General features: G+C 38.5%; 29 protein-coding genes and 1 pseudogene. 10 read left to right on the top strand and 20 right to left on the bottom strand.

The genetic code is table 11. From position 1 onward, the window contains the following. Window positions 1-147: 147 nt before the first annotated feature. From MKP09_RS01060 to MKP09_RS01085, 6 genes are all read left to right on the top strand, one after another. A complete protein-coding gene (locus MKP09_RS01060; protein ID WP_240825868.1) occupies window positions 148-804 on the top strand; it encodes a ClpP family protease in 657 nt (218 codons plus the stop codon). 148 nt (window positions 805-952) lie between these two features. After that, a complete protein-coding gene (locus tag MKP09_RS01065) occupies window positions 953-1,216 on the top strand; it encodes a ClpX C4-type zinc finger protein (RefSeq protein ID WP_240825870.1) in 264 nt (87 codons plus the stop codon). An 8-nt stretch (window positions 1,217-1,224) separates the two neighbouring features. Continuing rightward, window positions 1,225-1,803 carry an AAA family ATPase gene (locus MKP09_RS01070; RefSeq protein ID WP_240825881.1) on the top strand — a complete coding sequence of 193 codons (579 nt, stop codon included), beginning with the start codon at window positions 1,225-1,227 and terminating at the stop codon, window positions 1,801-1,803. After that, complete coding sequence (locus MKP09_RS01075) at window positions 1,800-2,198, top strand: ClpB D2-like domain containing protein (RefSeq protein WP_240825883.1); 399 nt, start codon at window positions 1,800-1,802, stop codon at window positions 2,196-2,198. Before MKP09_RS01070 ends, MKP09_RS01075 begins: the two co-directional genes overlap by 4 nt. Before the next feature lie 88 nt (window positions 2,199-2,286). Then, the gene (locus MKP09_RS01080; RefSeq protein ID WP_240825885.1) at window positions 2,287-2,433 is read left to right on the top strand and encodes a hypothetical protein; all 147 of its coding nucleotides are present in this window, start codon (window positions 2,287-2,289) and stop codon (window positions 2,431-2,433) included. Between the two features lie 62 nt (window positions 2,434-2,495). Continuing rightward, window positions 2,496-3,110, top strand: coding sequence for a YdeI/OmpD-associated family protein (locus tag MKP09_RS01085; protein WP_240825886.1), 615 nt, complete (start codon window positions 2,496-2,498; stop codon window positions 3,108-3,110). 36 nt (window positions 3,111-3,146) lie between these two features. On the opposite strand, the gene MKP09_RS01090 is transcribed toward MKP09_RS01085, so the two are convergent. From MKP09_RS01090 to MKP09_RS01120, 8 genes are all read right to left on the bottom strand, one after another. Beyond that, complete coding sequence (locus MKP09_RS01090) at window positions 3,147-5,513, bottom strand: phosphocholine-specific phospholipase C (RefSeq protein WP_240825890.1); 2,367 nt, start codon at window positions 5,511-5,513, stop codon at window positions 3,147-3,149. A 93-nt stretch (window positions 5,514-5,606) separates the two neighbouring features. Beyond that, on the bottom strand, window positions 5,607-5,747 hold the full coding sequence (locus MKP09_RS01095) for a hypothetical protein (protein WP_240825892.1): 141 nt from the start codon (window positions 5,745-5,747) through the stop codon (window positions 5,607-5,609). Continuing rightward, on the bottom strand, window positions 5,744-6,139 hold the full coding sequence (locus MKP09_RS25115) for a SusD/RagB family nutrient-binding outer membrane lipoprotein (RefSeq protein ID WP_317235223.1): 396 nt from the start codon (window positions 6,137-6,139) through the stop codon (window positions 5,744-5,746). Before MKP09_RS25115 ends, MKP09_RS01095 begins: the two co-directional genes overlap by 4 nt. Continuing rightward, window positions 6,109-7,137, bottom strand: coding sequence for a SusD/RagB family nutrient-binding outer membrane lipoprotein (locus tag MKP09_RS01100; RefSeq protein WP_317235224.1), 1,029 nt, complete (start codon window positions 7,135-7,137; stop codon window positions 6,109-6,111). Before MKP09_RS01100 ends, MKP09_RS25115 begins: the two co-directional genes overlap by 31 nt. After that, window positions 7,131-8,642: a SusC/RagA family TonB-linked outer membrane protein gene (locus tag MKP09_RS01105; RefSeq protein ID WP_394800995.1), complete on the bottom strand. Its 1,512-nt coding sequence runs from the start codon at window positions 8,640-8,642 to the stop codon at window positions 7,131-7,133. Before MKP09_RS01105 ends, MKP09_RS01100 begins: the two co-directional genes overlap by 7 nt. 122 nt (window positions 8,643-8,764) lie before the next feature. Next, the gene (locus MKP09_RS01110; protein ID WP_240825894.1) at window positions 8,765-9,175 is read right to left on the bottom strand and encodes a hypothetical protein; all 411 of its coding nucleotides are present in this window, start codon (window positions 9,173-9,175) and stop codon (window positions 8,765-8,767) included. After that, window positions 9,157-9,603 carry a hypothetical protein gene (locus tag MKP09_RS01115; RefSeq protein WP_240825896.1) on the bottom strand — a complete coding sequence of 149 codons (447 nt, stop codon included), beginning with the start codon at window positions 9,601-9,603 and terminating at the stop codon, window positions 9,157-9,159. Before MKP09_RS01115 ends, MKP09_RS01110 begins: the two co-directional genes overlap by 19 nt. Next, complete coding sequence (locus MKP09_RS01120; protein WP_317235226.1) at window positions 9,594-10,274, bottom strand: TonB-dependent receptor plug domain-containing protein; 681 nt, start codon at window positions 10,272-10,274, stop codon at window positions 9,594-9,596. Before MKP09_RS01120 ends, MKP09_RS01115 begins: the two co-directional genes overlap by 10 nt. Before the next feature lie 349 nt (window positions 10,275-10,623). Between MKP09_RS01120 and MKP09_RS01125 the strand changes: the two genes are divergently transcribed. Then, complete coding sequence (locus MKP09_RS01125; protein WP_240825914.1) at window positions 10,624-11,220, top strand: TetR family transcriptional regulator; 597 nt, start codon at window positions 10,624-10,626, stop codon at window positions 11,218-11,220. On the opposite strand, the gene MKP09_RS01130 is transcribed toward MKP09_RS01125, so the two are convergent. Genes MKP09_RS01130 through MKP09_RS25120 form a run of 3 tightly spaced genes read right to left on the bottom strand, consistent with a single transcriptional unit; the run spans window position 11,207 to window position 13,331 of the window. Then, complete coding sequence (locus MKP09_RS01130) at window positions 11,207-11,491, bottom strand: CBU_0592 family membrane protein (RefSeq protein ID WP_240825917.1); 285 nt, start codon at window positions 11,489-11,491, stop codon at window positions 11,207-11,209. The genes MKP09_RS01125 and MKP09_RS01130 overlap by 14 nt on opposite strands. Window positions 11,492-11,505: 14 nt before the next feature. Then, window positions 11,506-12,822 carry an ABC transporter substrate-binding protein gene (locus MKP09_RS01135; protein WP_262915220.1) on the bottom strand — a complete coding sequence of 439 codons (1,317 nt, stop codon included), beginning with the start codon at window positions 12,820-12,822 and terminating at the stop codon, window positions 11,506-11,508. Further along, window positions 12,705-13,331 (bottom strand): ABC transporter substrate-binding protein, encoded by a 627-nt coding sequence (locus tag MKP09_RS25120; RefSeq protein ID WP_262915055.1) that lies wholly within the window; start codon window positions 13,329-13,331, stop codon window positions 12,705-12,707. Before MKP09_RS25120 ends, MKP09_RS01135 begins: the two co-directional genes overlap by 118 nt. A gap of 8 nt (window positions 13,332-13,339) precedes the next feature. Between MKP09_RS25120 and MKP09_RS01140 the strand changes: the two genes are divergently transcribed. The 3 genes from MKP09_RS01140 to MKP09_RS01150 all read left to right on the top strand — a co-directional run bounded on the left by MKP09_RS01140 (window position 13,340) and on the right by MKP09_RS01150 (window position 17,474). Then, on the top strand, window positions 13,340-15,004 hold the full coding sequence (locus tag MKP09_RS01140) for a M1 family metallopeptidase (RefSeq protein WP_240825920.1): 1,665 nt from the start codon (window positions 13,340-13,342) through the stop codon (window positions 15,002-15,004). Between the two features lie 335 nt (window positions 15,005-15,339). Next, window positions 15,340-16,605, top strand: a complete 1,266-nt coding sequence (locus MKP09_RS01145) for a lipopolysaccharide biosynthesis protein (protein WP_240825922.1) — start codon at window positions 15,340-15,342, stop codon at window positions 16,603-16,605. 32 nt (window positions 16,606-16,637) lie between these two features. Next, on the top strand, window positions 16,638-17,474 hold the full coding sequence (locus MKP09_RS01150; RefSeq protein WP_240825924.1) for a metallophosphoesterase: 837 nt from the start codon (window positions 16,638-16,640) through the stop codon (window positions 17,472-17,474). 3 nt (window positions 17,475-17,477) lie between these two features. Here MKP09_RS01150 and MKP09_RS01155 read toward each other — a convergent pair whose 3' ends face one another. From MKP09_RS01155 to MKP09_RS25130, 9 genes and pseudogenes are all read right to left on the bottom strand, one after another. Continuing rightward, the gene (locus tag MKP09_RS01155) at window positions 17,478-18,134 is read right to left on the bottom strand and encodes a DUF6089 family protein (protein ID WP_240825926.1); all 657 of its coding nucleotides are present in this window, start codon (window positions 18,132-18,134) and stop codon (window positions 17,478-17,480) included. 47 nt (window positions 18,135-18,181) lie between these two features. Continuing rightward, window positions 18,182-19,243: a type IX secretion system ring subunit PorN/GldN gene (gene porN / locus MKP09_RS01160; RefSeq protein WP_240825928.1), complete on the bottom strand. Its 1,062-nt coding sequence runs from the start codon at window positions 19,241-19,243 to the stop codon at window positions 18,182-18,184. A gap of 60 nt (window positions 19,244-19,303) precedes the next feature. Then, complete coding sequence (locus tag MKP09_RS01165; protein WP_262915056.1) at window positions 19,304-20,332, bottom strand: GldM family protein; 1,029 nt, start codon at window positions 20,330-20,332, stop codon at window positions 19,304-19,306. 106 nt (window positions 20,333-20,438) lie between these two features. After that, window positions 20,439-20,813, bottom strand: coding sequence for a hypothetical protein (locus MKP09_RS25125; protein WP_262915057.1), 375 nt, complete (start codon window positions 20,811-20,813; stop codon window positions 20,439-20,441). A gap of 56 nt (window positions 20,814-20,869) precedes the next feature. Next, the gene (locus MKP09_RS01175; protein WP_240825930.1) at window positions 20,870-21,499 is read right to left on the bottom strand and encodes a GldL-related protein; all 630 of its coding nucleotides are present in this window, start codon (window positions 21,497-21,499) and stop codon (window positions 20,870-20,872) included. A 40-nt stretch (window positions 21,500-21,539) separates the two neighbouring features. Continuing rightward, window positions 21,540-22,751 carry a T9SS ring complex lipoprotein PorK/GldK gene (porK, locus tag MKP09_RS01180; RefSeq protein WP_240825931.1) on the bottom strand — a complete coding sequence of 404 codons (1,212 nt, stop codon included), beginning with the start codon at window positions 22,749-22,751 and terminating at the stop codon, window positions 21,540-21,542. A gap of 214 nt (window positions 22,752-22,965) precedes the next feature. Further along, window positions 22,966-24,134: pseudogene (locus MKP09_RS01185) on the bottom strand (trans-sulfuration enzyme family protein). After that, window positions 24,134-24,313, bottom strand: a complete 180-nt coding sequence (locus tag MKP09_RS01195; RefSeq protein WP_240825954.1) for a hypothetical protein — start codon at window positions 24,311-24,313, stop codon at window positions 24,134-24,136. Before MKP09_RS01195 ends, MKP09_RS01185 begins: the two are co-directional and overlap by 1 nt. A gap of 167 nt (window positions 24,314-24,480) precedes the next feature. Further along, window positions 24,481-24,870 carry an APC family permease gene (locus tag MKP09_RS25130; RefSeq protein ID WP_317235227.1) on the bottom strand — a complete coding sequence of 130 codons (390 nt, stop codon included), beginning with the start codon at window positions 24,868-24,870 and terminating at the stop codon, window positions 24,481-24,483. Between the last annotated feature and the right edge of the window lie 12 nt (window positions 24,871-24,882).

Genomic DNA, 24,882 nt, shown 5'->3' on the forward strand with positions numbered 1-24,882 from the left:
AAGTGGCATCGGTATTGCGTCGCACTCTTGTACTACAAAATATATGGCATCATCATATTCTCACCATATAAAAAACTTTTAAAACAATTTTGAACCTATTCCCCTCTCTTCCGGAGAGGGTTAGGGAGAGGCCATAAATCTAAAAAAATGAACTTTTCAAACATATACAATAATAAATGGCAAAGGCCAATTGTAAGCGACGATGAAGGAGAAGAAGAAGATCCTAAAGAGCCGCAAGATAAGCGCGATGAACTGATGATGTTGAACAAACGCCTTGAAAGATTATTCTTCGACAAACGCGCCGTTTATTTATGGGGTGTAGTTGATGATAAAAGTGCCCGGGAAGTAACCACCAAGCTTTTATTGCTTGAAGCAGATAAACCCGGCGAACCGATCAACTTCTATATTAACAGCCCGGGTGGCGTGGTAACTAGCGGAATGGTCATTTATGATACCATGAAAATGATCAGCAGCCCTGTGCATACAATATGTATGGGCCTTGCAGCTTCCATGGGGAGTATTTTGTTAAGCGGTGGCGAAAAAGGAAACAGATATATTTATCCGCATGGCGAGGTAATGATCCACCAGCCATCATTGGGTGGTTATATTCGCGGTGTAAGCTCCGATCTTGAGATTCAGGCTCGTCAAACACAGCGCGTCAAACATATCGGCGCTAAAATATTGGCAGACAATTGCGGAAAAACAATTGAGGAAGTGATGCGCGATTTTGACCGCGACTATTGGATGGACGCTGAAGAAGCTATTAAATATGGCATCGCGGACAAAATAGTTGAAAAATTATAAAAGTTCAAGAAAAGCTGTAATGCACGTTGTTTTATAAAAGCTTGACTATTAATAATGTTAAACTGATTGTAAAACAATTGCATTAAAAGCCATTTATTCTAAAAAAACCACTCATTAAAGGTGGTTTTTTTAACTTTGCAATTATATTATGAAGGAAAAAATATCGGGTTCTGTTTTGCATTGTTCATTTTGTGGACGTAGTCGCGATGAAGTAGAAATACTTATTGCTGGCCAGGACGGACACATTTGTGAAAATTGCGTAGAGCACGCCCAGGAAATTATTGATCAGGAATTACATCTTAAAGACAACCCTCAAAGCCAGGGCTTCTCACTAAATGTGAAAAAGCCAATGGAAATCAAAACTTTTTTGGATGACTATGTTATTGGTCAGGACGATGCTAAAAAGTTTTAGCCGTTGCAGTGTATAATCATTATAAAAGATTAAGACAAAGAAACAGCCGTGAAATTGATTCGCACAACGAGATCGAAATTGAGAAAAGTAACATTGTAATGGTGGGCGAAACCGGTACTGGTAAAACCCTGCTGGCGCGCAGTATTGCAAAAGTGTTGAATGTGCCTTTTGCAATTGTAGATGCTACGGTTTTTACAGAAGCAGGTTATGTTGGGGAAGATGTGGAAAGTATCCTTACACGTTTATTGCAGGTTTGTAATTATGACGTAGAAGCTGCCGAACGCGGTATTGTTTATATTGATGAAATTGATAAAGTAGCGCGCAAAAGCGATAACCCAAGTATTACAAGAGATGTTAGCGGCGAAGGCGTTCAGCAGGGTTTATTAAAACTGCTTGAAGGTACTGATGTGTTGGTTCCTCCTCAAGGCGGACGTAAACATCCGGATCAAAAATTGATCAAAATAGATACGCACAATATTCTGTTTATTTGCGGAGGCGCGTTTGATGGTATTGACAGAATTATCGGCGCCGGGTTCAAACTAATACGATTGGTTTTAACGTTGACAAAGAGTTGCAGGAAGATATGAAAAAGAATCTGCTAAAGTTTGTGAACTCACAAGACTTGAAATCCTTTGGCCTTATTCCGGAATTGCTAGGCCGTTTACCTGTGGTTACACACCTTGAACCTCTGGATGCATCTACATTGCGCGATATTCTTACAGAACCTAAGAACGCATTGATGAAGCAGTACAAAAAGTTATTTGAACTGGAAGGAATAGAACTTAAGATTGAAAAAGACGTGTACGAATTCATGGTACAGAAAGCCGTAGAATATAAGCTGGGCGCAAGAGGATTGCGTAGTATTTGCGAAAGTATTCTTACGGATGCTATGTATGAGTTGCCTTCATCTTCAGAAAAAGTTTTACACTTACTAAAGATTATGCAGAGCGCAAATTTAGTAAAAGCAAGATGGGCTTGGTGAAAGCAGCGTAGGGAATGTAGGATGTATAATTTACGATGTCGGATGTTCTAAAATCAGAAATTTCAAATCCTAAATCAGAAATAAAAATATGAACGAGTTAGTAGAAAAATTAAAAGCAGAAGCTGGCCTTACAGACGAGCAAGCGGCGAAAACTTTAGAAACAATTAAAAGTTATGTAATTGAAAAGTTCCCGATGCTGGAAGGCGCAGTAGGCAATCTGTTTGGCAATTCTTAATTACAGAAAAATATCTAATTTTACAAAGCAAGCTTAAACAGCTTGCTTTTTTAATTTATAGTATGCCAACATTAAATTCAAAAGTAGATGATTACATTGCTAAATCTGCTGATTTTGCAAAGCCAATATTAGAACATTTTCGCGCCATTGTTCATAAGGCTTCGCCTGATATTACAGAATCGATAAAATGGGGCGTTCCCTCTTTCGATTATAAAGGGAAAATGATGTGCAGCGTTGCAGCATTTAAAAAACATTGCGCCATTGGTTTTTGGCTTGGCGCACAAGTAAAAGCTTTAAAACCTTATCTGGAAAAAGCAACCGAAGCCGCTTCCGAATTTGGCCGCATCGCTAATATCACATCGGTTAAAGATTTACCAAAGGATATGGACTTGATAGCAGCGGTAAAAGAAGCCATTCATTTAGCTGATCTCGGTGTGACGATGAAAAGAGCACCGGCTAAAAAATCGGCTGAATTGCCCGTGCCTGAAGCATTATCAAAAGCGCTTCAAAAAAATAAAAAGGCAAAAGAGGTATTTGAAAATTTTTCACCTTCTCATCGTAAGGAATATATACAATGGATCAACGATGCCAAAACAGATGCTACGCGCGACAAGCGCCTGGCATCTGCAATGGAGTGGATTGCGGAAGGAAAAGGCCGGAACTGGAAATATGAATGAAAATATCCCACGAATTAATTCGTGGGATTTATAAAATCAACCAATCACTCCGCCCATAAAAGGATCAGTAATAGAAACCTTTCCGGTTTCTACATGGCCTGCATATTGTTTGCTGAATGTATCGTTTCCGTCAACGGTTGCTGTAAAATCGTACCAGCCTGAGTTTTTTTCAAGATTGATTTTTATCGCCTTCTTTTTACCCGCTTCTATTTTTATGGTTTGTGGTTTCATCCCGTAAGCATTATCCTCAAGCAAAATAGTATGATGTTCCAATCCTTTGTTTTCCACTTCGAGCAAAATATTGCCTGTATAGCTTTTGTTGAATGTTGCTTTCTTTTCAAACCGGCAATGGATCAATAGGTCAGGGTCATTATTGTCTCCTTTATAATGCCTGAAAAAGCCGTTTGCACCGTTAATGCAGAGGTTATACTTATTTCCTTCAAACTCTTTTAAAAAAACACTGTCCGCAACCTTGTCGTTTTCCTTAACAGCATAGAACCATGTTTTGCCTGCTTCATTTCTATAACTGGTGGGCGTGTACATATTGAAAGCCGAGCCGGCATGTTGTTCATTTTTTTCTACTTCAAAAAATAAATCAACGGTGTCTTTATTTTTATTCAGATTACAATCGGCATGTAGCGTATAAGGCAATGCGTTGGCTGGCCTTGTTCCTTTTTCCTGCTCCGGCATCCATTCAGAAGTTTGTTTAGAGAAAGTATGATGATTATTGATCTTGCAAATTTCATCATCCGTTAAAGGCTTGGGTACAACCTGCGCTGGTTTGTTTTTTGCATTTTGAATATCATTAATAACGGCTGTTTTTTTCAGAAACTCTGGCAACGGAAAACGCTCGCCGTTGTAAGGGCGGAAAGCTGAAGTAAGGTCGCCGCACACCGCTCTTCGCCAACTACTGATATTAGAAGATTGAATATTCCTTCCTGTTTTTTTCTGAAGAAATTTTTCGAGAAACATTAATGTTGAAGTGTGATCGTGTATTTGCGAGTTGATGAAACCTCCTTTGCTCCATGGAGAAGCAATGATCATCGGAACGCGATAACCTAAACCAATCGGCCAATTGGTGCCAAAGTCGAAATCAGATTCAATATTGATTCCATTAGAAACTTTACCTGAAGAAGCATTATTTGGATCGGGAACTACAAATGGCGGCAAGTGATCATAATAACCATCATTCTCGTCATAGTTTAAAATAAAAATAGTCTTCTTCCACACTTCAGGATTTTTAGTAAGAATATTCAGCGCTTCTGATACATACCAGGTTCCGTAAAGCGGTGTGCTGGTGTGATCAGAAAAAGCCTGTGGTGCCGACAGCCAGGAAACGGTAGGCAGATTGCCAGAGTCGACATCTTTTCTAAATTGATGAAAAATATCTTCTGCTGGTATTTGTATCGTTTGCTCTTTGCCGGTATCGTCAGTAAAAGTATAAGGCTGTAGTTTTAAATAATCTTCAATTTCAATATTGGTTGTAAATGCCTTATCAATCAGATTTTTTTCTTTTTGACTGAGTCTACTGTATTGTTCCAGCACTTGATCTGCGCTCAGCGTCGGGTTCGATGTTTTATCGCCGTTTTTTCTAAAATAAGCGGAGAGTTTAACATGATGTTTTTTCACATATTCAATTGCATTATCACCATAATTTCCCAACCAATAATCTGTGTTATCATCAAGCTTTGCGCTCCATAATTCATTTTGATAGATCTTCCAGCTAACATTATTATCTTCCAGCAATTCGGGGAAAGAACTCCAGTCAACATAAGTATTGGTGCGGCTTTCGGCCTGCGAATTTCGAACGGCTGGCTTTGAAGTTGCGTTTAATTGTTCTCGAATTTTACCTGTCCAAAAAAACAAACGGTTGGGCGTAGTGCCTGTAAGCGATGAGCAGAAATAATGATCACAAAGTGTAAAAGCGTCCGCCAAGGCATAATAAAAGGGAACATCCGCTCTATTGAAATAACCCATGCACATTTCAGATTTTTGCGGTATCCATTGATCATATTTCCCATTGTTGCGCGCCCGGCTTTGATCGGGCCAGTCGTGCGGTAGTCCGCCTTGCCAGGTTACTTTGGTTTTATTGATATCAATATGGAATGGTGCATGTGCTGCTCCGTTTTTTGATTTCTGAATCCATGCTTTATTATTGTCCGGGAGGGTTTTAATACGCGGATCGTTAAAGCCACGAACGCCTTTCATACAGCCAAATATGTGGTCGAAAGAACGATTTTCCTGCATTAAAAAAACAATATGCTCCGCGTCATAAAAAGTAGTACCCTTATCTGCGTTAATGGACAGGGCTTTGTGAATACTGGATGGCAGCACATTATTAAGTCCCGCCACTCCCGATAGTATTGCTGCGTTCTTTAAAAAATCTCTACGTTTTTGCGCCATTTTATACAAAGCAATTTTAAATGATGATAAGAAAAAGGAAGACAACAAAAGTTGCCTTCAAAGATGATAATTTTTTATTTAAGGTTCTTTGGTTTATTGCAATATCCACATCACACCATTTATATCATCTCCATTGGGATATTGGTTGGCAATGGCAGCATTTAGGTTAGTAGTATTATTGTTTTGTTCATCAATTGGGTACATCCAGCGTTTGGGCACTCGTTTGTTATTCAATACACCCGAGAATACTGTTTCGAAAACAGGAAAACCAGTGCGCCTTGTTCATAGAAGATCTGCCACCCGGAATTCATAAACATACTGATATATTTTTGTGTAATGATCTGTTCAATTTGTTTACCAGTTTGTAAATTGATGATCGGTTGATTGATATATTCTGTAATGTCATCATCTGAATATAGCTGCCCAGTATATGGAACACCTGATACAGAAGGATAATTGAAATTAGAAAATTGAAGCGAGGCCTTTATACCTTCCTTATACAAATTGTTAGCATTGCCACCTGTCCATCCACGAATGGAGGCTTCAGCCAACAAAAATTGAACTTCAGCATAGCTCATCAATAAACTAGGCTCATTTAATATGTCGTAAGCATAGCGACGATTAATAGATGAAGCCTGGCTTCGCCCTTTTTACCTGTATTGTAAGACAATGGTGCGCTTCCTACTAAGCCGTCATATTTACTAAAATCTTTAATAGTTGAAGTATTTACCGTACCGGCAGGTTGTCCATAAGTAAAAAGCCTTGGATCCTTGAATCCCTGTAAAATATCTACAAAAGAGCTGTCCAGGTAATAATCCGTTTTCATGGAATTATTATTGTAATAAGGATATCTGTTGCCGTTTATGTCGTAGTAAGTCAACTTTCCGTTCTCAGAGTTATTATTTATTAAAGGATACTTTTCCGGATTAGTGACGATTTCATTAAAACGTTGTTTAATATTAAGATCGGTATCGGCTTCCTTTTTTGACAAACTCATTAATACTCTTAAGGTAAATGAATTGATTAGTTTTTTCCATGCCGTTATTGATCCGTTATAAATTAAATCGCCAGTAATAGCATCTGATGTACTACCAAGAGAATCACCGGCGATTTTTAGCTCACTAAGTACTTTTAGGTAAATATCTTTTTGCTTGTCATATACCGGCCTTACAGCAGATGAATCAGTAAAATTATTTTGCTCGATCGATTGCATCATTTGCGAATATGGAATATCGCCAAATGCCTGCGTCATTGATACAATGAAATAAGATTTAAAAAATTTTGCCAGGTAACGATAATTGGTTTTGTTCACACGCTGCGCTTCCTGTTCCATCCGAACCACCTGCGCGATGCTTGAGTAGTTCATCGAACTTCTGGTCCAATTGTAATACTGCGATAAACTATTTCCCTGGGTGTAGACTAACTGACGACTTGCAAGGCCTGCATCAGCATTGATATTGGAGAATGCAGTTTGTTCAATATTAGTTAGTAATAATGAAGGATCGGCAATAGTTGGTTCGTTTGGGTTTTCCTGAAAATATTCAAACTTTTTACAGGAAAAAGTATTACCGAAATGATAAATACATATATAGAAGTATACTTCATGATTAGATACTTTTAAAATTTAAGATTGATGTTAAAACCAAGGCTTCTTACTGAAGGTGTTTGAAGATTGTCTGATTCAGCATCAGGGTCTACATTTGGGATTTTGGAAAGAATAAAAAGATTGTTCCCGATAAAAGATACTGATGCGGCTTTGAAAATACCTTTTACCCAAGTGGCTGGAAGATTATAGGAGAGGACCAACTCACGCATTTTAAGATAACTACCACTGTAGTAGAAATAGTTATTTAGGGCATTGCCTGCATCGCTTTGCATAAAGGAAATATAATTTACCGCAGTTGTATTCTCTTCATACTGGCGTGTGTCAGAAACTATTTCACCTCTTCTGTCGTAAGTAACAGAACCATCTTTTACAACAACTCCCGGTGCGATATAGGTATTATTTCCAGCAATGGCATCGTCACGATAGGAGTTGGCTGTTTCAATGGCAGCGCCACCCCACCACATTTTTTGATTCGTAGTTGAATATATTAAACCACCTAAACGGCCATCGAAAGAGAAGCTTAAACCAATGTTTTTGTAGTTGAACGAATTTTGCCATCCGTACATCCATTTGCTATCAGCATAACCAAAGAAATGTGGGTTGGCGTCAAAAGCCAAAGATCCGTTAGCGTTATAGATTGGCCGGCCATCCGCTGTTTGGGAATATGTGATAAATACCCGGTCAGTTCGATCACCTTCTTTGATACTTCCCGGCTCATTGATTTTATCCACAAACCCATTTGAACCAGGTGCAGTTGCTTTCTTAAGCCAACGATGACTATTACTGAAATTGAAAGTGGTTTCCCATTTAAAGTCGCTGTTTAAAACAGGAGTGCCGCTTACTACAAACTCCCATCCTTTTCTTACGTAAATGTTAGCATTTTGTAACAGGTTTAAATAGCCACTTGCCTCAGATTGAGGCACTGTTGTAAAACCGTTGTATTCCTTATTCCTGAAATAAGTAGCGTCTATATTGATCCTGTTTCTCAGCAAACCGAGAACTAATCCATATTCCGCAGATTCTACCGTACTTGGAATAAGTTGGGGCGCTATAGCCGTACCCGGCCAAACTACAGATCCTTTATTGTTCCATTTGTTGCCAATTGAATAAGTAAGGATGTGTGCATAAGGATCGTTAGGATCTACAAAACCTGTATTTACTTTAGCCCAGGATGCACGTGTTTTTAAAAAGGAAATTGGTTGTGGTAGCTTTAATGCGTCTGATAATACTGCAGACAAACCAACTGAAGGATAGAAATAAGCATTATTGTTAATAGCCAATGTTGACGCTTTATCATAACGCCCTGTAAAGTTTAGATACAAAAATTTAAGTGCTTCCACATCTATCGTACCGTAAGCACTTGTTGTTCTGCGTTCCTGCAAAATATTCCTCCCTGTTAGCGGATTGGTAGTATTGCTTAGATTATAAAATTCAGGAATAGTGAGGCCATCTGTAGAAGATATAGCACTTTTCAGGTTTCTGTATGAATTGGCGCCTCCAGCATTTACATTTAACCTCAACATATCACTAAAATCATGATTGTAATTTAGTATCAGATCTGAAGTGATGTCAAAATAATTAGAATTGGTTACGCTATAATTGCCTTTTGAAATAAAGCTATAGTTTACATAGCTATACGGCTCTTTTATATCTGAATTTTCCGAATATTGGTTGACCCATTTCTGAATTTTAAAGAAAGATCTTTTGTAAACTTGTAATCGAATGTAATTTGACCAAAGGCATTATTCTTTTTGTAGCCATTTAGATATTCATACGCTACAAAGTATGGATTGTTATACCATGATAGGTTGTAGTTACGTTGCTGCAAGCCTTCCTGCCCCGGTAACCAGTAATTTTTAAGATCTGTTATGTCAACATCTGTTCCAATCCAAAGTATAAGATTATATAGGATGTTGGGAGGCCCGTAGCCAATAGTTGGGTAGTTGTCAGAATATTCTCTGTTGTAAGTCAGCTTTGCATCTACGTTAAGCTTTGGGCTGAGATTATAATTACCGCCAATTGAAAATGAGGAATTGTTTACGCCTGTGTTAGGCACAAGCCCTTTCTGATAAATATGACCTGCGGACAAGCGATATGAACCTTTGTCATTGCCGGCAGAGGCGGATATATTGTTCGTTGACAAAATACCTGTTTGAAAAAATTCCGGATATTATCCTTTCCTCTCGATACCCATGGAATGGGTTGGTAATTGCCTGTTGAGGAAGTTCCGTCAGGAAAAGTAACGGTGTATGTTTTGTCAGGCGTGTATGGACTGTTATATTGGGGTAGCTCAACAAAGCCACTTGCTGTATTCGGATCTTTTTGATCAAGTTTTGGACCCCACAGCCAGCCTCCGCCCTCTATGCCGCTTCCAGAACCATTGATGTAGGCGTATTTTCCGGCATCGCCACCGCCATATTGATGCTGAACTTCTGGTATTACCGTATAGCTTCCCTGAAACATGGTTGATGAGTTTACATCCACGCTAACAACGCCTTTTTTCCTCGCTTAGTTGTGTACATGATAGCTCCGTTAATACCGATTTGTCCATAAAGAGCTCCGGCAGCGGGACCTTTTAAGACAGTGATGCTTTCAATATCATCAGCATTTATTTTATAAGGATCTGCGTTAGGATCTGGAATGCCATCAATAACAATCAGTGGATTTTGGCCTCTTAATTCAATGCCGGGATTTCTGAACAGATCTGTACTGTTCGTAATATTCAACCCCGCAACTTTACCTACAAGCGATCCAAGCGCAGTTGGCGTTCGGGTTTTCTCAAGGCTTTCTCCTTTCACTTCCTGCAGCGCATATCCTAAAGCTTTCTGCTGCTTTTTGATTCCCAACGCGGTAGTAACAACTACTTCCGCCAGATCAGTATTCGAGGCATCTGCAAGATAGATATCAACCTGGGAGCTCGTTGCAGTTACTTCCTGCGAAGCGAAGCCAACGGAGGTGAAAACCAGTACAGCATTTGGTGCTACCGTGATTGTAAATTGTCCCTGGCTATCTGTCTGTACCGTGTTTGTTTTGTTTTTTTCTGTAATGCTTACACCCATTAATGTGCTACTATCACGGGCAGATTTTACGGTGCCGGATACAGTAAGGGTTTGAGCAAAGGACGCGCCGCCAAAAAAGAATAGCAGGCAGCAGATGAAAAGGGATTTTCATATATCCAGTATTTTATTGTTTTAAAAGGGTTATAAACTACGCTTCATAAAATGAACATCAATTCAGGTTTTTTTATAGCACAGTTTCGGTTACGCGTTTCATTTTCCTGAATGTGCTATTGACATCATCAAAAGTATATGGCAATACAATACTAAAAAATTATTTTGAATGAACATTCAATTAATTTATTATTATTTTTATGTTACCTGCATTTTATACAAATAAGGTCTTTATATTTAGGTGTTTATTGAATTATTATTTTCGTAAAAAGATTTCTTGTATTATAAAGAGGGCGAAGTATTTATTATTTTACCCGGAAAACCAGGATAAATCATGGGAAGAAAAAGTTTAAAGGACGCCAGACAAAAAGAAATTATCGAGGTGTTTTATAGAATAGCCAAACAAGAAGGGCTGGAAAATGCTTCGTTAGCTAAGACGGCAGAACTTGCAGGAATGAATCCAAGCCTGATCATTCATTATTTCAAAAGCCGTGAACATCTGGTGAATGGGCTTATAGAATTTATATTAGACAGGTATCTTGAAATATTTACTGTGCCTGCCTCTGCGTCAGGTAATTCAAAGAGCATTTTGCTTAAGATCATCGACAATGTGTTTTCTAAGAAGTGGAATATTTTATTTGATGATAGTGTTTCATACAGCTGCTATGCTCTTGCTTTAAGAAGCGAATCCATCGGTGCGCGTTATCGACAATTACTTGAAACACTTCGGAAAAATCTTGAACAGCATATCAAAATTTGTAAAAAGGAAGGCGCATTAGATGTAAGTAATCCTGCGGTGACTGCAGATCTTATCTTTGTCTTGGTTGATGGTGCATATTACTATCTGAGTCTTGTTAAAAACGACAAAGACTATGAAGCGGGATTGAGAAGGTATAAGAAACAAGCATTAACCTTACTTAATTTTGTTTGATTTTTCTACGGCTTATGGAGATGATTGCGATAAATGCAATTGATAGCCAGGCCAGGTTGCAAATTAGGTTTGGACCATCGTTCATATATATTGCGTGAATAATTAGTCCGGCGGCGCCAAGCACATTTAATAGATGATACGTATAACGGTTTGCTTTTACTTTGTTGATGCTTATAAGTAAATAAGCCAGCAGATAAAACCCTGTACCCAGCCAACCCAAAATGGAGGAAACCGATTCACTTACAAATATTGTTAACAGATCAAGGCTCATGATTAATTGATTACTTATTCGATAGTTGTTCTTCTCAATTCCAGTAAATTCAGGGCATTAGGCGGAAACCCTTTTACATTTTTTTGTACCAGGTGAATTACCTTGTCATACCAAAGCGGTACAACAGGCGCATCATCAATCGCTATTTGATCAGCTTTGCGATACAGCACATATCTTAAAGAATCATTCGTTTCTTTTATCGCCTGTTCAAAGACTTTGTCAAACTCCGCATTTTTATATCGGGTATAATTAGGCGGTGCCGGATTTTTAGAGTAGAACACAGAAAGATAATTTTCAGCGTCGGGATAATCTGCTATCCAGCCGCCGCGAAAGAATGCTGCTTTAGAGCCGGAAGTCATTTCGAATAACAAAGATTTTTGTACTACTTCAACCTGCACCGGAATGCCTATTTCTTCTAACTGCTTTGCAATAAAATTTCCGAAGTCAGCATAAATAGAAATGGTTAATAGCTTAATAGTTGGCAATCCTTTACCGCCTGGAAATCCTGCTTCTTTAAGTAATTGCGCGGCTTTGGTAATATCATAATTATATCCTTTTACAAGTGAATCATTAAAAGATGGAAGGCCTTTTGGGACAAAGCCGCTCTCTGCGGGTGTTCCAAGAGAATTGCGCAGGTATAAAATCATTTTACGCCTGTCAAATCCATAGTTGATGGCTTGCCTAACCTTCTTAAAACGAAGCGGAGAGTTTTTTACAAGTTCGCTATTAGAATCTGCCAAAATGCCTAAATATTCAATGTTTAGATAGGGTTGTGTTTGCAATTCAATTTTATCCTTCCATATTTCTTTAAGCGTTCCTTTTTTAGTAAGCACTTCGTCCTTAAAACTCGGGTCAAGTTCATTTATAAAATCAAGTTTCTTTTGCCTGAATAGTAGAAATTCTGTAGCCCGGCTGGTCTGAAACGTAATTTTTATCCCATCAAGATAAGGGAGCTTTTTACCAACACTATCCTGTTCAAAGTAATTTTTATTTTTGGTAAGAATCAAAGCTTGCCCTTCTTCCCAAACTACAAACTTAAATGGGCCTGTACCAACGGGATGTTGACGAAAATTATTTTTATATTTTTCGACAGCTTCTGGCGCTACAACGGAACAGTATTGCATGGATAAGATGCCGAGTATGGGTTGATAAGGCCTTTGTAGTTTAAGTTGGAACGTAGTATCGTTAAGAGCTATAAAAGGTTGTAATGAATCTACTTTACCGTTAAAAATCCAGGCGCCGGGGCTGGCTGTTTTGGGGTCGGTAATGCGGCTAAGGCTGAATGCAACATCGGCAGCAATTGCCTGCGGCCTTTGTTTTGCGGAAAGCAGGCATCATCATGAAAAAGAACATCTTTCCTTAAATAAAAAGTATAAGTGCGTTTGTCTTCTGAAATATCCCAATGAGTGGCAAGTGATGGTTTGATATTTAAGCTATCATCAATTTCTACCAGTGTATTGAACAGTTGATGCGCTGGCCACATGGTTGACTGGTTTTTTGCAAAAGCAGGATCGAGAGACGCGATGCCCGTGTATTCGTTGTAATGAAATATTTGTTTACCAGATTTACTGCCATCTGCACAGGAACAGGCTGCAACAACAATTATAAATAAAAGAAACGCAACCGGAGTTTTGCGTGAGGGATGCGAAAGGCGCGAGGTGAAACCGAGCGGCCCCGTAGCGTAGCGAAGGGGCGGTAACCCTGTAGCAGCCCGACCCGAGTGTTTAGATTGGTGCTTGGCCACACGAGGGGCACGCTCAAAATAAAAAAATATCTGCGTAAGCCGTTTATCAATTTCTAAAATATACTTTAATGATGAAAGGTTAAATTTACAGCTCAATCATAACTATGGTTAAAATATTTTGCAAAGTAGTCGTTTTATTTTTTGTAGTAATGCTTGCTAATAATGCTGCGGCACAACTTGGTGTTGAAAAGAAAACATTTACTCGTGAGGACAGTTTGCGAGGTAGTTATGGCGCGGGGCGAGTTGGCTGGGATGTGTTGAGGTATGACCTTACTGTGAAGCCGGACTTTCCGTCTAAAACGATTAGTGGCAATAATATCATTACTTTTTATGATACTGGCGCAAAGCGGATGCAGGTTGATATGCAGGAACCGATGATGATTGATAGTGTGGTTTATGAAGGAAAGTTGCTTCCGATTGAGAGAGAAGGTAATGTTTTTTGGGTGACTTTTAGAGATCCGAATGCGATGTATAAAATTAAACCTGGTTCAAGAAAGATTGCCGTTTACTTTCACGGAAAACCTGTGGAGGCTAAAAATGCGCCCTGGGACGGTGGATGGATATGGACTAAAGATGAGCAGGGCAGAGACTGGGCCACCGTGGCTTGTCAGGGATTGGGCGCAAGTGTGTGGTATCCTTGTAAAGATTATCAAGCCGATGAACCGGATAGCGGCGCTACACTTTCGATGATTGTGCCCGACACATTAGTAGGGGTAGGTAATGGAAGATTGATTAATAGTAGCAAGAATGGCGATGGAACTTCAACCTGGAAATGGGAAGTAAAAAGCCCGATCAACAATTACAATATCATTCCTTACATTGGTAAGTATGTAAATTTCACAGATCAAATGAAAGGGGAGAAGGGATTGCTGGATCTTAGTTATTGGGTGTTAGATTATAATCTTGAGAAAGCAAAGAAACAGTTTGCCGTGGTAAAGCCGATGATCAAATGCTTTGAAAGTTGGATGGGGCCTTATCCTTTTTATGAAGATAGCTATAAACTGATTGATGCGCCTCACTTGGGAATGGAGCATCAGAGCGGTGTGGCGTATGGTAATAAATATGGAATGGGATATTTAGGTAAAGATCTTAGTGGAAGCGGTTGGGGATTGAAATTTGATTTTATTATTGTTCACGAAAGTGGCCATGAGTGGTTTGCCAATAATATTACTTCAAAAGATATTGCAGATATGTGGATACATGAAAGCTTTACTAACTACAGTGAAACGATGTTTGTGGAATGTGAATTCGGGAAGAAAGCGGGCCGTGAATATGTAATTGGAACGAGGAAAAATGTAACTAATGATATACCTATAATTGGAAGGTATGGAGTGAATGAAGAAGGCAGCGGCGATATGTATTATAAAGGTGGTAACATGCTGCATACGATTCGGCAGATCATTAATAATGATGTGCTCTTTAAAAATATTTTAAGAGGATTGAATAGAGAATTCTATCATCAAACGGTAACAACTGAGCAGGTGGAAAAATACATGATTGATAAAAGCGGTAAAGATTTAAGTAAGATTTTTGATCAATATTTAAGAACGATTAAAATTCCTGAACTTCAATTTAAAATTGAAGGAAGTCAGATCGCTTACAAGTGGGCAAATGTGGTGAAAGGATTTAATATGCCAGTAAAATTGATAAATGGAAAATGGCTGTATCCAACTGAATCTGAAAAGAAAATTTCCTTATCAAATGCAGGTGGCAAAGAACTTGCGGTAGCCCCCGATTTTTATATTACTGTTAAAGAAATCAAATTTTAAATCCAGGCTTTCCGCTTCAAACTTCAAAATGTTCTATGTTTGAAAGCTGGTTTCAGATTAAATAAAAGCTAAACCGGAAACATGCAATGAGTGGGAAAATCAGGAGGCAAAGCATCATATCATCGCTGGTCATTTACTTTGGCTTTGCTATCGGGTTTTTGAATACTTATTTTTTGGTAAGCAGGATCTCTTTTTAAGTGAGGAATACGGCCTTACCGGCTTGTTCATCAACTTGTCAGCGCTAATTGCATCGCTTAGCGCTGTGGCAATGCCAAGTTATGTTCTGAAATTTTTTCCCCTACTATAAAGACAGGCTGAGCCGCGATAAGAACGATATGCTGGCTATCGCTATCATTACGGGTATTATTGGCTTTTTAATTGTGTTGGCATTTGGTTATTCATTCGAGTATTTAGTCGTTCGGAAGTATAGTACAAACTCACCGCTTTTTGTTGACTATTATTATTGGGTTTATGTATTTGGATTTGGGCTTACGATGTATAATATACTTGAAGCCTATTGCCAAAGCATACGCCGTCCTGTATTTGCTACTTTTTTAAAAGAGGTAGAGTGGCGGGTATTGATACTAATTTTGGTTATTCTTTTTGCCACAGGTGTTATTAATGATTTTGGTTTGTTTATTAAATTGTATGCACTCACCTATCCGTGTATAGCGTTAACGATGCTTATTTACCTCATATCTACCGGATCGTTTAAACTTAATTTTAAAATCAGTTTCGTTACAAAACGTATACGGAAGATATTATTCAGGTTTACCGGCGTTGTTTATTTTTCTATTGTTGTGTCGATGTTGTCCCAGGTGTTTGATTCTTTGGTTATCGGTTCTGTAGTGGAAGATGGGTTGACAAATCTTGCCATTTTTACTTTTGCGCAACTGATGACCAGCGTGATACAGGCGCCCCAGCGCGGCGTTATCAACGTATCTGTGGCTCATCTGGCAAATGCATGGAAGCAAAAGGATCTAAAGAAGATAAGCGACATCTACACGCGATCCTCCATCAATTTATTAATCATATCGCTGCTCTTGTTTTGCCTGATCGCACTGAACTTCGTGGATGCTGTCCATTTTTTTAAATTAAAACCTGAGTGGGCCCTTGGTTTTTCAGCATTCATTGTTATGGGTATTACAAGAGTGATTGACCTGGGAACGGGTGTAAATGCGCAGGTGATTGCTACATCAAAATATTGGAGATTTGAGACCTGGAGTGGCGTGATCCTGTTGATTATTATTCTTCCTTTATCTTACCTTTTTGCAAAAGCTTATGGCATTGTGGGGCCGCCAATTGCAGGACTTATTTCTTACGCTATATACAACGGTATCCGCATTTATTTTCTTTGGAAAAAATTCGCTCTTTTCCCTTTTAATATAAAGACCGCATACAATATTGTGTTAGCGGCTGTGGCGTTTTTTTCAACTTATTTTTTGTTTAAAGAGATGCACTGCTTTTGGGCGTTAGTCGGGCGGTCTGTATTTTTTGCAGCACTTTATATTACAGGAGTCATTTATTTAAAAATGTCGCCAGACATTAAACCTGTTTTAGAAGCAGTACTTAATCGTACTCCATGGGGAAAGAAAAAATAAACGAACTCCTTAAGTACATAACTCCTTTTTTAATGAACCGTAGAAGATTTGCAAAGACATTGGGAATGCTTGCTGGCGCATCGGCTTTGACGGGTTTTTACGCCTGGAAGATAGAACCTCATTGGCTGGAATTCGTTCGACAAAAAATTCATATTTCCAATTTACCGCCACATTTAAAGGGAACAATAGTGATGCAGATTAGTGATATACATGTGGGCAAGGTTGATAAGGAGTACCTAATTAAATCTTTTAAGGAAGCCTCGCTTTATAAGCCAGATATCGTTGTTTATACAGGAGATTTTATAAGTTTTGATACCGCTGGCAATTACACCGAATTGAAAGAAGTATTGAAGTATGCTGTTAAAGGAGTACAAGGTACGGTCGGCATTTTGGGTAATCATGATTATGGGAAAAATTGGTCACAACCCGACGTGGCTGATGCTGTTACCGCAATTGCAAAAGACGCAGGGATCACTGTTTTAAGAAATAACAACGTGCTAGTAAGTAATTTGAACATTATCGGTATTGACGATTTATGGGGAACTAATTTTAACCCTGAAATGGCAATGAGCAAATATAATCCGGGCATCGCTAATCTGGTTTTATCTCACAATCCGGATACCTGTGATCTTGATATATGGAACAATTACGAAGGATGGATCCTGGCAGGACATACTCATGGCGGACAGTGTAAACCACCCTTTTTACCACCGCCAATCCTACCTGTACAAAACAAAAAGTATTCGGCAGGTGAAATTAATTTAGGAAACAATAGGACGGTATACATTAATCGGGCTTTAGGACATTATTTGCCTGTAAGGTTTAATGTAAGACCCGAGATAACTTTGTTCGAATTACAAACAATATGAAAATTACCAGAGTACATTAAATGGCTCCAGTTCATAAATCATTCCAAAGCCAAAACTATAATATCTGTTGGGGTTACTGATGTCTCCTCCAGTTCTGCCGTCTAAATTTTTAGAGAAAAATCTCAAGTTGCCTTCTGCTAATAGCTTGATGCGGTTATTAAGCTTATATTTTACACCGCCACCAACTGGCATTACAAAACCAATTTTGTCGCTTCTGTCTTTCAACCCTACACTAGAGGAGTAATTGAACATGCCATATGCACCGGCACCGACATTTAAAAATGGTGTGAACTTATGTGCATGCAGATCCAAAAAATCATACTCTGCTTTAACCGTGGCTTCAGCCATTTCAGTTTGAAACCTTCCGTTAGGCTTATTAGCCTGAGATTCAATATTTGTATTATCAGCTCTCATCCTGCCTCCAAAAGCTTCAGCACGAACATATAGTTTATCCCAAACCCTTCTTCTATATACTAAGGAAGCGTATAATGAAGAATGATCGGCAAGGGAACTTCCCACAGCAAAACGGCCGGAATAGGTAAGGGCTCCAAAGTTAAATCCTAAACTATTTTTTTGAGGTCTGTAATCCTGCGCATTTGTATGAGCAGAAATGGTAATTATAGCAAATAAAATATAGAGCGCTTTTTTATTGAATTTCATTCTTGTACTTTTTATTATTTTGTTGTCCGGATCCGTAAATATTCGGCTTATCTAGTCCATCCGCGAGCACCTAAATTGTTCAACTGTTTTTGAATTACTTCAGCCTGATCTACTTTTAGCGGTGTATTCTTAAATCCATTTTCAGCATCTAATGTTGATTTAAGAATACGGCTTTCAAAGAGCCTGTTTTCAAAAACTTCTTCCCATGTTACATAACCTCCAATATTCAATGGATTGGTAATGTTATTGCGAACTAATGTTTTTCTCAGGTCGGGATAATAAATCCAAAAAATAGCATGTTCACTGTTTTCCATAGTGTATCCGTCTGAACTTGTGTAGCTGGTAACAGGTGCAATGCCTAGTATTCTTACATAAGTTTTTCCATCACGTTTATTAAACAACCATTCTTCTTTAAGTCTGAATTTATATATTGAATCGGGTGATACTGCTCTGCTTCTAACCTGGTAACCAGCTATATTACCTTCCATATCATATTTTGCGGAAGTATCTGTGCCGCCACCAAAACCTGCCAGCGCTTCTTCAAAAGTTATAGGAGTTGTAAACCTGTCATCAATACTGCTAAAAGCCTGTATGCTATCTTCTTTAATTGCTTTTAGCATAATATTGATCAGGCGTTTGTTGTCTTCGCCTTCAATAGCTTTGTTGTAAAAATATTTCGCATTTTGATTGGTGCGTGCGTCAATAGTACGCCATACTCTAACCCGGTACATCGCATCAGCTGAATACAAGGGTGTATAGGGTAGTGGTGTTGCAGCGCTGTCTGTATTATCATCAACCAAAATATTATCTTTTCTCAAAGAAGGTTTAGTTGTGCCATACAATCCGCCTTCACCTTCATCTTCCACAACTTCTATTGGCATGTTAGCTTCCGGCATACTGGTATCGTAGTCGCCGCTTTCACCACCTTCTTGCTCAACAATAGGCTTTTCTGGCTGTGTTGCTTTTTTCGTGTTGTTGCCAGTATTATTATTGTTTTTGGATGGAGATGATGGTGTATCGTAAGCACTTCGAGGTGAACGTTGCGCAACAACGGTTCCGCTAACGAACAATAATAAAACTATGCTACAGATAAAACGAAATTTCATCATTTTATATTTTTATGATTTTAATAGTATGATACCGCCTTAACAAACAAGAGCTATTTGCTATTAATATAAGTTAAATGCTATAGGTGGTAATGTTCTTGTTCCTCCAGGCCCAACAGCTTTTATTTCATCGATAGTAACTGTGCTGCCTGGTTGTGCTCGTTCAATAAGGCTGCGCACTCCACTAAATGAGTTTCCACTTACTGCTTTATGCATAAACTCGGGATATCCTGCACCTGTAAAAGTCATCGTATAACTAGACACCGTAAACTTAACGCCTTCGAACACGAAATTCTCTAATTCTGCACGTACGCCAGCTTGCGCCTTGAAGGAGTTAACGCGCATGCGTCCACCTTTGCTTGCGCCTACCATTGCTGTTGGCGTTGGAACAGATTTAACCCTGAAATCAAAACTGGTATTTTGCTTACCATCATTTACAGTAACTTTTGCTGTGCCCGGAGTTGTAACTTTCGCAATGTATTTGCCACCACTTCCGGAGATTGATCCCTGGTTAATGGATACACGAAGATTTTTCGCATTTGTTCCGCTACCGCCACCAACTGAAATAGGATTGTCAAGCCCAACATATAAAACTTTTACAGCGTCTGCACTTACGGTCAAGCCAGTAGGAGATGCCACAACATAATTAATATCTTTTGTAAGCGTGGCTGTTGTTCCGTCTGGTTTGATAAAAGAAATATTCACTTTTCGTGTATAAGATCCGGGACCTCCGGCAATTGATTTATATTCTGCCAGTCCATTAGCATTAAGTGGAACCGCAACGCCATCAATAGTTACAGTGGGCTTCGCGTTTTTACTAAATGCACCCACGCCAGCCGTTATAGTAAATTCACTACCCGGTAACAGGAACTGCGCATTGGCAGTTGCCAGGGCTTGAAATTCATCATACACTACCTGTACTTCACCAATTTGATTATGACAATATTCTACTACTTGTGCTTCCGCATTTTTAATGTCACTTTGAAATTTAGAAAGAATGGTGATCGCTGCAATAGCCGGGGTTCTTCTGAAATACGCTGCCTCCCAGTTATTGTTACTTTTATTTTGAACATCAGGCATACTGAGGTCCAATGGTAAATTGTTTTTAAACTGGTTATTGATTTTTGCATCGATACCTAAAAGACTTTTTTATAATCGGTTAATCTATTAAGTAACTGACTTCCTTCATCTCCCTCAACTAAAATTTTTGTGGCAGCATTTGTGTTTTTTCATTGAAATGACCGCCATCAGCGCCGCCTGCTTCATTTTGTATCTGCGTTTTTATATTATCGATATATGCTATCAGTTCATCCGACAATTGCTTTGCTCTGTCTGCCTTTGGCTTCCAAATAGCTGCAAGATCCCTGGTTTTGGGATCATTTATTTTTTGTTCGAGCGAAGAAAAAATGGTCTGCGTTTTTTTATCGATGGTTGCGTTGGCATTTAAAAAACTTTTATCCATCGTTCTAAATGCATTCAATACCTCGCTGGATATATTTAGCGCTAACAATGCTGTAAGCACTAAATACATCACGTTGATCATTTTTTGACGGGGCTCTTTAGGTAAAGCCATTTGGAATTATGTATTTAGAATTTAAAATTTAGAATTTCGCGTTTAGAAGATTTATGCTATGCACCTTTCATTTGCATTGCAGAGATCATACTGCTGTACATCTGGTTTAGTTTAGCCAGGTTTTTAGCCAAGTCTGCCATTTCTTTCTGCGTTGCTTTTGCATCTTCTGCACTATTGATCAGTGCATGAGAAGTTTCTGCAAGTTTATTATAGTATGTATTGACTCTGTGTATAGAAAGTGTTGCTTCCTTAACCTGTTTCGCATATTCTTCGGTTTCTACTACACTATTAGTTGCGCTGCTTATTTTATTGATATTTACTTCGAGCGATTTAAAACCATCACTTAACCTGTTTAACGATTCGGGAGTAATGTCTGCGGCCTGCAACATCTCATCCATTGATGCTAAAGCGCTTCCGGTGCGCGATGTTTTTTGTACGGATGTATTTTCTATTACAGCAACTGTCGTTGCATCATCTAACGCTTCTGGTTTGAAGGCGTACATCAATGCATAAATCAAAAAAACCAATGCTTCAGTGTACATTCCGAACTTTAACCATGTGTCAGGATCGCCAATAGGAGCAGTATTTGTTAATTTAAACAGAGCCCCCAACAGAACCGGCACCGCGCCAAGAGAGAAGAAAATATTTAAATAGCGTTGTATGTTCGAATTTTTTTCTGCCGACATATAGTTTTATTTATTGTTTTATATTTTGTTGGAATAATAATTATTCAGGAAGGTTGATGACAACACGAAAACCAATATAGGAGTGTGTAGCGTCCATATCTTCGTAAGACCTGTTCTTTGTTGTAACTAAATAAGGAGAATCTTTCCAGCTACCGCCTCTTAATACTTTTCTTCTTTGAAATTTTGATTGGGATTGTGGCGTACCAAACTGAATATCGGGATTAAACCTATTTTGAAAATTTTCCCCACCTTCATAGTAAGAAGTGATCATCCATTCAGAAACATTGTCTTTCAGATTATATAATCCGGCTTTTCCTCTTTTTCTGTCGTTTACATAAACCGGGAAAATTTTACCTTCAGCATTAATATCAGCAACTGCGGTAGAATCATTGTCGGCTACCTTATCAGGGTCATCAGCATTATTAAGGCTTGCTGCATATGCCCACTCCGCTTCAGTTGGAAGACGGCATTTACCACCTTCGGCTAATTTATTTTTTGTCTGGTAAGTATTTATTTTTTGCTTGGTCATCCAGTCGCAAAAAGCACTGGCCTGGTTCCAGCTAACCCCAACAACAGGATAATTTTGATATTTTGGGCTGCTAAAATAACCAACAGCCATTTGCTCATTGTTCGAATAACCAAAATCCCTCATCCAGCAAAGTGTGTCAGGATAAATGGGAACGGAATACTTATAGATGAATTCACTCGGTGCTCTGTTTTTGTTTTCTCTTTTTGCCGCTTCCTGGTAATTAAACCCCTGTAATAAATAAACAAGCTTTTGGGGGTCAATGGTTCTTTTATTGTTCAATGTGCGGGATGGGTCAAGCAGAAGGTCGCCGAGGCGGCTCATAATTTCCGGATTCGCATAATTTATTTTGGAAGCATTTTTCCAGTTTACTGCGGTATCTCCTGAATTGACGTTCACATACTCGCCACCTAAAATCCGAGCAGCTATTGAATCCCTTACCCAATGAACAAACTCTTTATATTGAGCGTTGGTAATTTCGGTTTGCGACATATAAAAACCACTGATTAGCACCGGCTTGGATTGTTCTCTTTTTAAAACAGAAGAAGTGTCGGTTTCGTCTCCCATTACAAATGTTCCTGTAGGTATTTCAATTACTGATAATGGAAGTGTGCCAGATATGTTTGACTTTTTACCTACTAATTTTTTAAGCCTTTGTCCTTTTTGCGCATCTGCATGAACTGATACAAAAATTACAATACATAAAAGAGCAATGATTTTATTCATATTAAATGACCGAATTTTATTTAGATTAGGTTTAAACCAAGTCAAAACTACTTTTTGAGCAAAACATATACCAAATTTGTAATTTGGCGTAATAAATATAATGCAGAGATGATTTTACAGATAAGCCTTGCCTAAAATTGACGAAAAGATGATTTTGAAGTAGAAACGGGAATTAGTCTACTGATCTTTATTGAATTATAAAATTCGCTATTGATTATTTTTGAGCCGAAATATCTAAAGCATGCTCTAAGTCCTTCATCAGGTAAGCTACTTCCTCAAGTCCAAAATAAAGACGTATGTGGCGATGGCTCTCATTATTAGGGTCGAATAAGTTTTCAGGTATAAAAGCACACCTGGGAATTACAAGGCTTTCGTGCCCTCCCCAGCTTACCGCCATTAAAAAGTGTTTCAGGCTTTCGCAAAACAGTATGATTGCTGCTCTTGTTTTATTTTTTAGAACGATGGTTACTAATCCTAAAGCTGCCTTCATTTGCTTTTTAGCCAATTCATATTGATCGAATGAAGGATGAAAAGGAAAAATGATTTTTTCTATGTTGGGATTTTGATCTAAAAACGTGATTAATTGCTGCGTTGTTTGGTTAATGCGCTCTAAACGCATGGGCAATGTTCGTAAACCGCGCAGTAACAGCCAGCCATTAAAAGGTTGTAAGCCGCTGCCGATGGTCATAAATTCGGTATCAAATATTTTTTTCATTTGGGCGTTGCTGCCACAAAGCACACCGCCTAAAGTATCGCTATGCCCTCCAATATATTTTGTAGCCGTTTGCATGGTTATATCTATGCCCATATCCATTACATTTTGATAAATGGGTGTGCAGTAGGTATTGTCAATAAAAGTGATAATATTTTTCTGTCTGGCGAAAGCGGCAATTTCCTCCAAAGGTTGTAACTCATAAGTCCAGCTGTTGGGCGATTCGAGATAAAAAAGAACGGTTGTTGCTTTGGTGGCTTCCTGCCATTCGTTGATCGTTTTGCCATCAATATAACTGACCGTTACATTAAACCTTGGCAGCATCGAGTCGAACATTTTTTTGCAGAACTGTAAGGGTTTTTTACAGAAACAATATGGTCGCCTGCTTTTACATTGGCTAATATTCCAGCAAAAATAGCTGCGGCCCCGCTATTGAAAAGTAGACAGTCTTCTGCGCCATCTAATGCAGCAAGCTTTTTTCGCAAGATGTCAGTAGTTGGATTAATGCCGCGGCTGTATATATAATCGTTCCTTTCATCTTTAAAAGCATTGCTGAAGCTTTCTACATCTTTAAAAGCAAAGTTGCTGGCTTGCCATATCGGAGGAGCGATAGCGTTAAAGTACTGATCCCTTTCTTCACCTAATTCGTTAATTATAAATGAAAGATCCATTATAAAGTTTCTTTTTTAATATTTCTGTAAAAAATAAAATATAATACCATGAAAAAGGCCAAAACACCCAAGCCTGTTAACGCTGCATAATCATTCTTTTCATAATCGAGCGCTATGCTAATGCCTACAAAAGTATAAGCTGCTATAAAAATAATAGGCAGCAAAGGATACAGTTTCATACTGTATATGTCTTTATTGTTGAGATGTTTGGTCTTTTTTCTGAAATAAAAAATGCTTCCAGCAGATAAGGCCATACCAAAACAATCAAGAAAAATAGTAAAGCTGAGTATTTTGTCAAATTCCTTTGCCCAGAAAACGATGAACATTGTTAAGATCGCAAACGCGCTTATTGCCAAAGCAAATGCATCATACTTGTTTTTTGTGTGAAAGAAACAGGAAGTATCCGGTCCTTTCCCATTGCATACATTACGCGCGGGTTGCTTAGCAGTGATGAGTTGATATACGCTAATACACCTAAAAACAACAATACAGAAAGCACCATTTCTGCTTTAGCACCAAATATTTTTGAAGCCATTATAGCAGCAATATTCTTACTTTGTTTTAACTCTTCAAAACCGATTACTTTAACATAAGCGTAATTAATCAGCATATACAAACTAACAATTAACAGGATCGCCAAAAGTATGCCGCGTGGTATAGTTTTATTGGCGTTTTTTACTTCTTCGCCAAAATTAATGGTTTGCTGATAACCGCCATAGGTAAAACTTACAGCCACCAATCCTATTCC

Source organism: Paraniabella ginsengisoli (genome assembly GCF_022513635.1).
GTDB lineage: Bacteria > Bacteroidota > Bacteroidia > Chitinophagales > Chitinophagaceae > Niabella > Niabella ginsengisoli.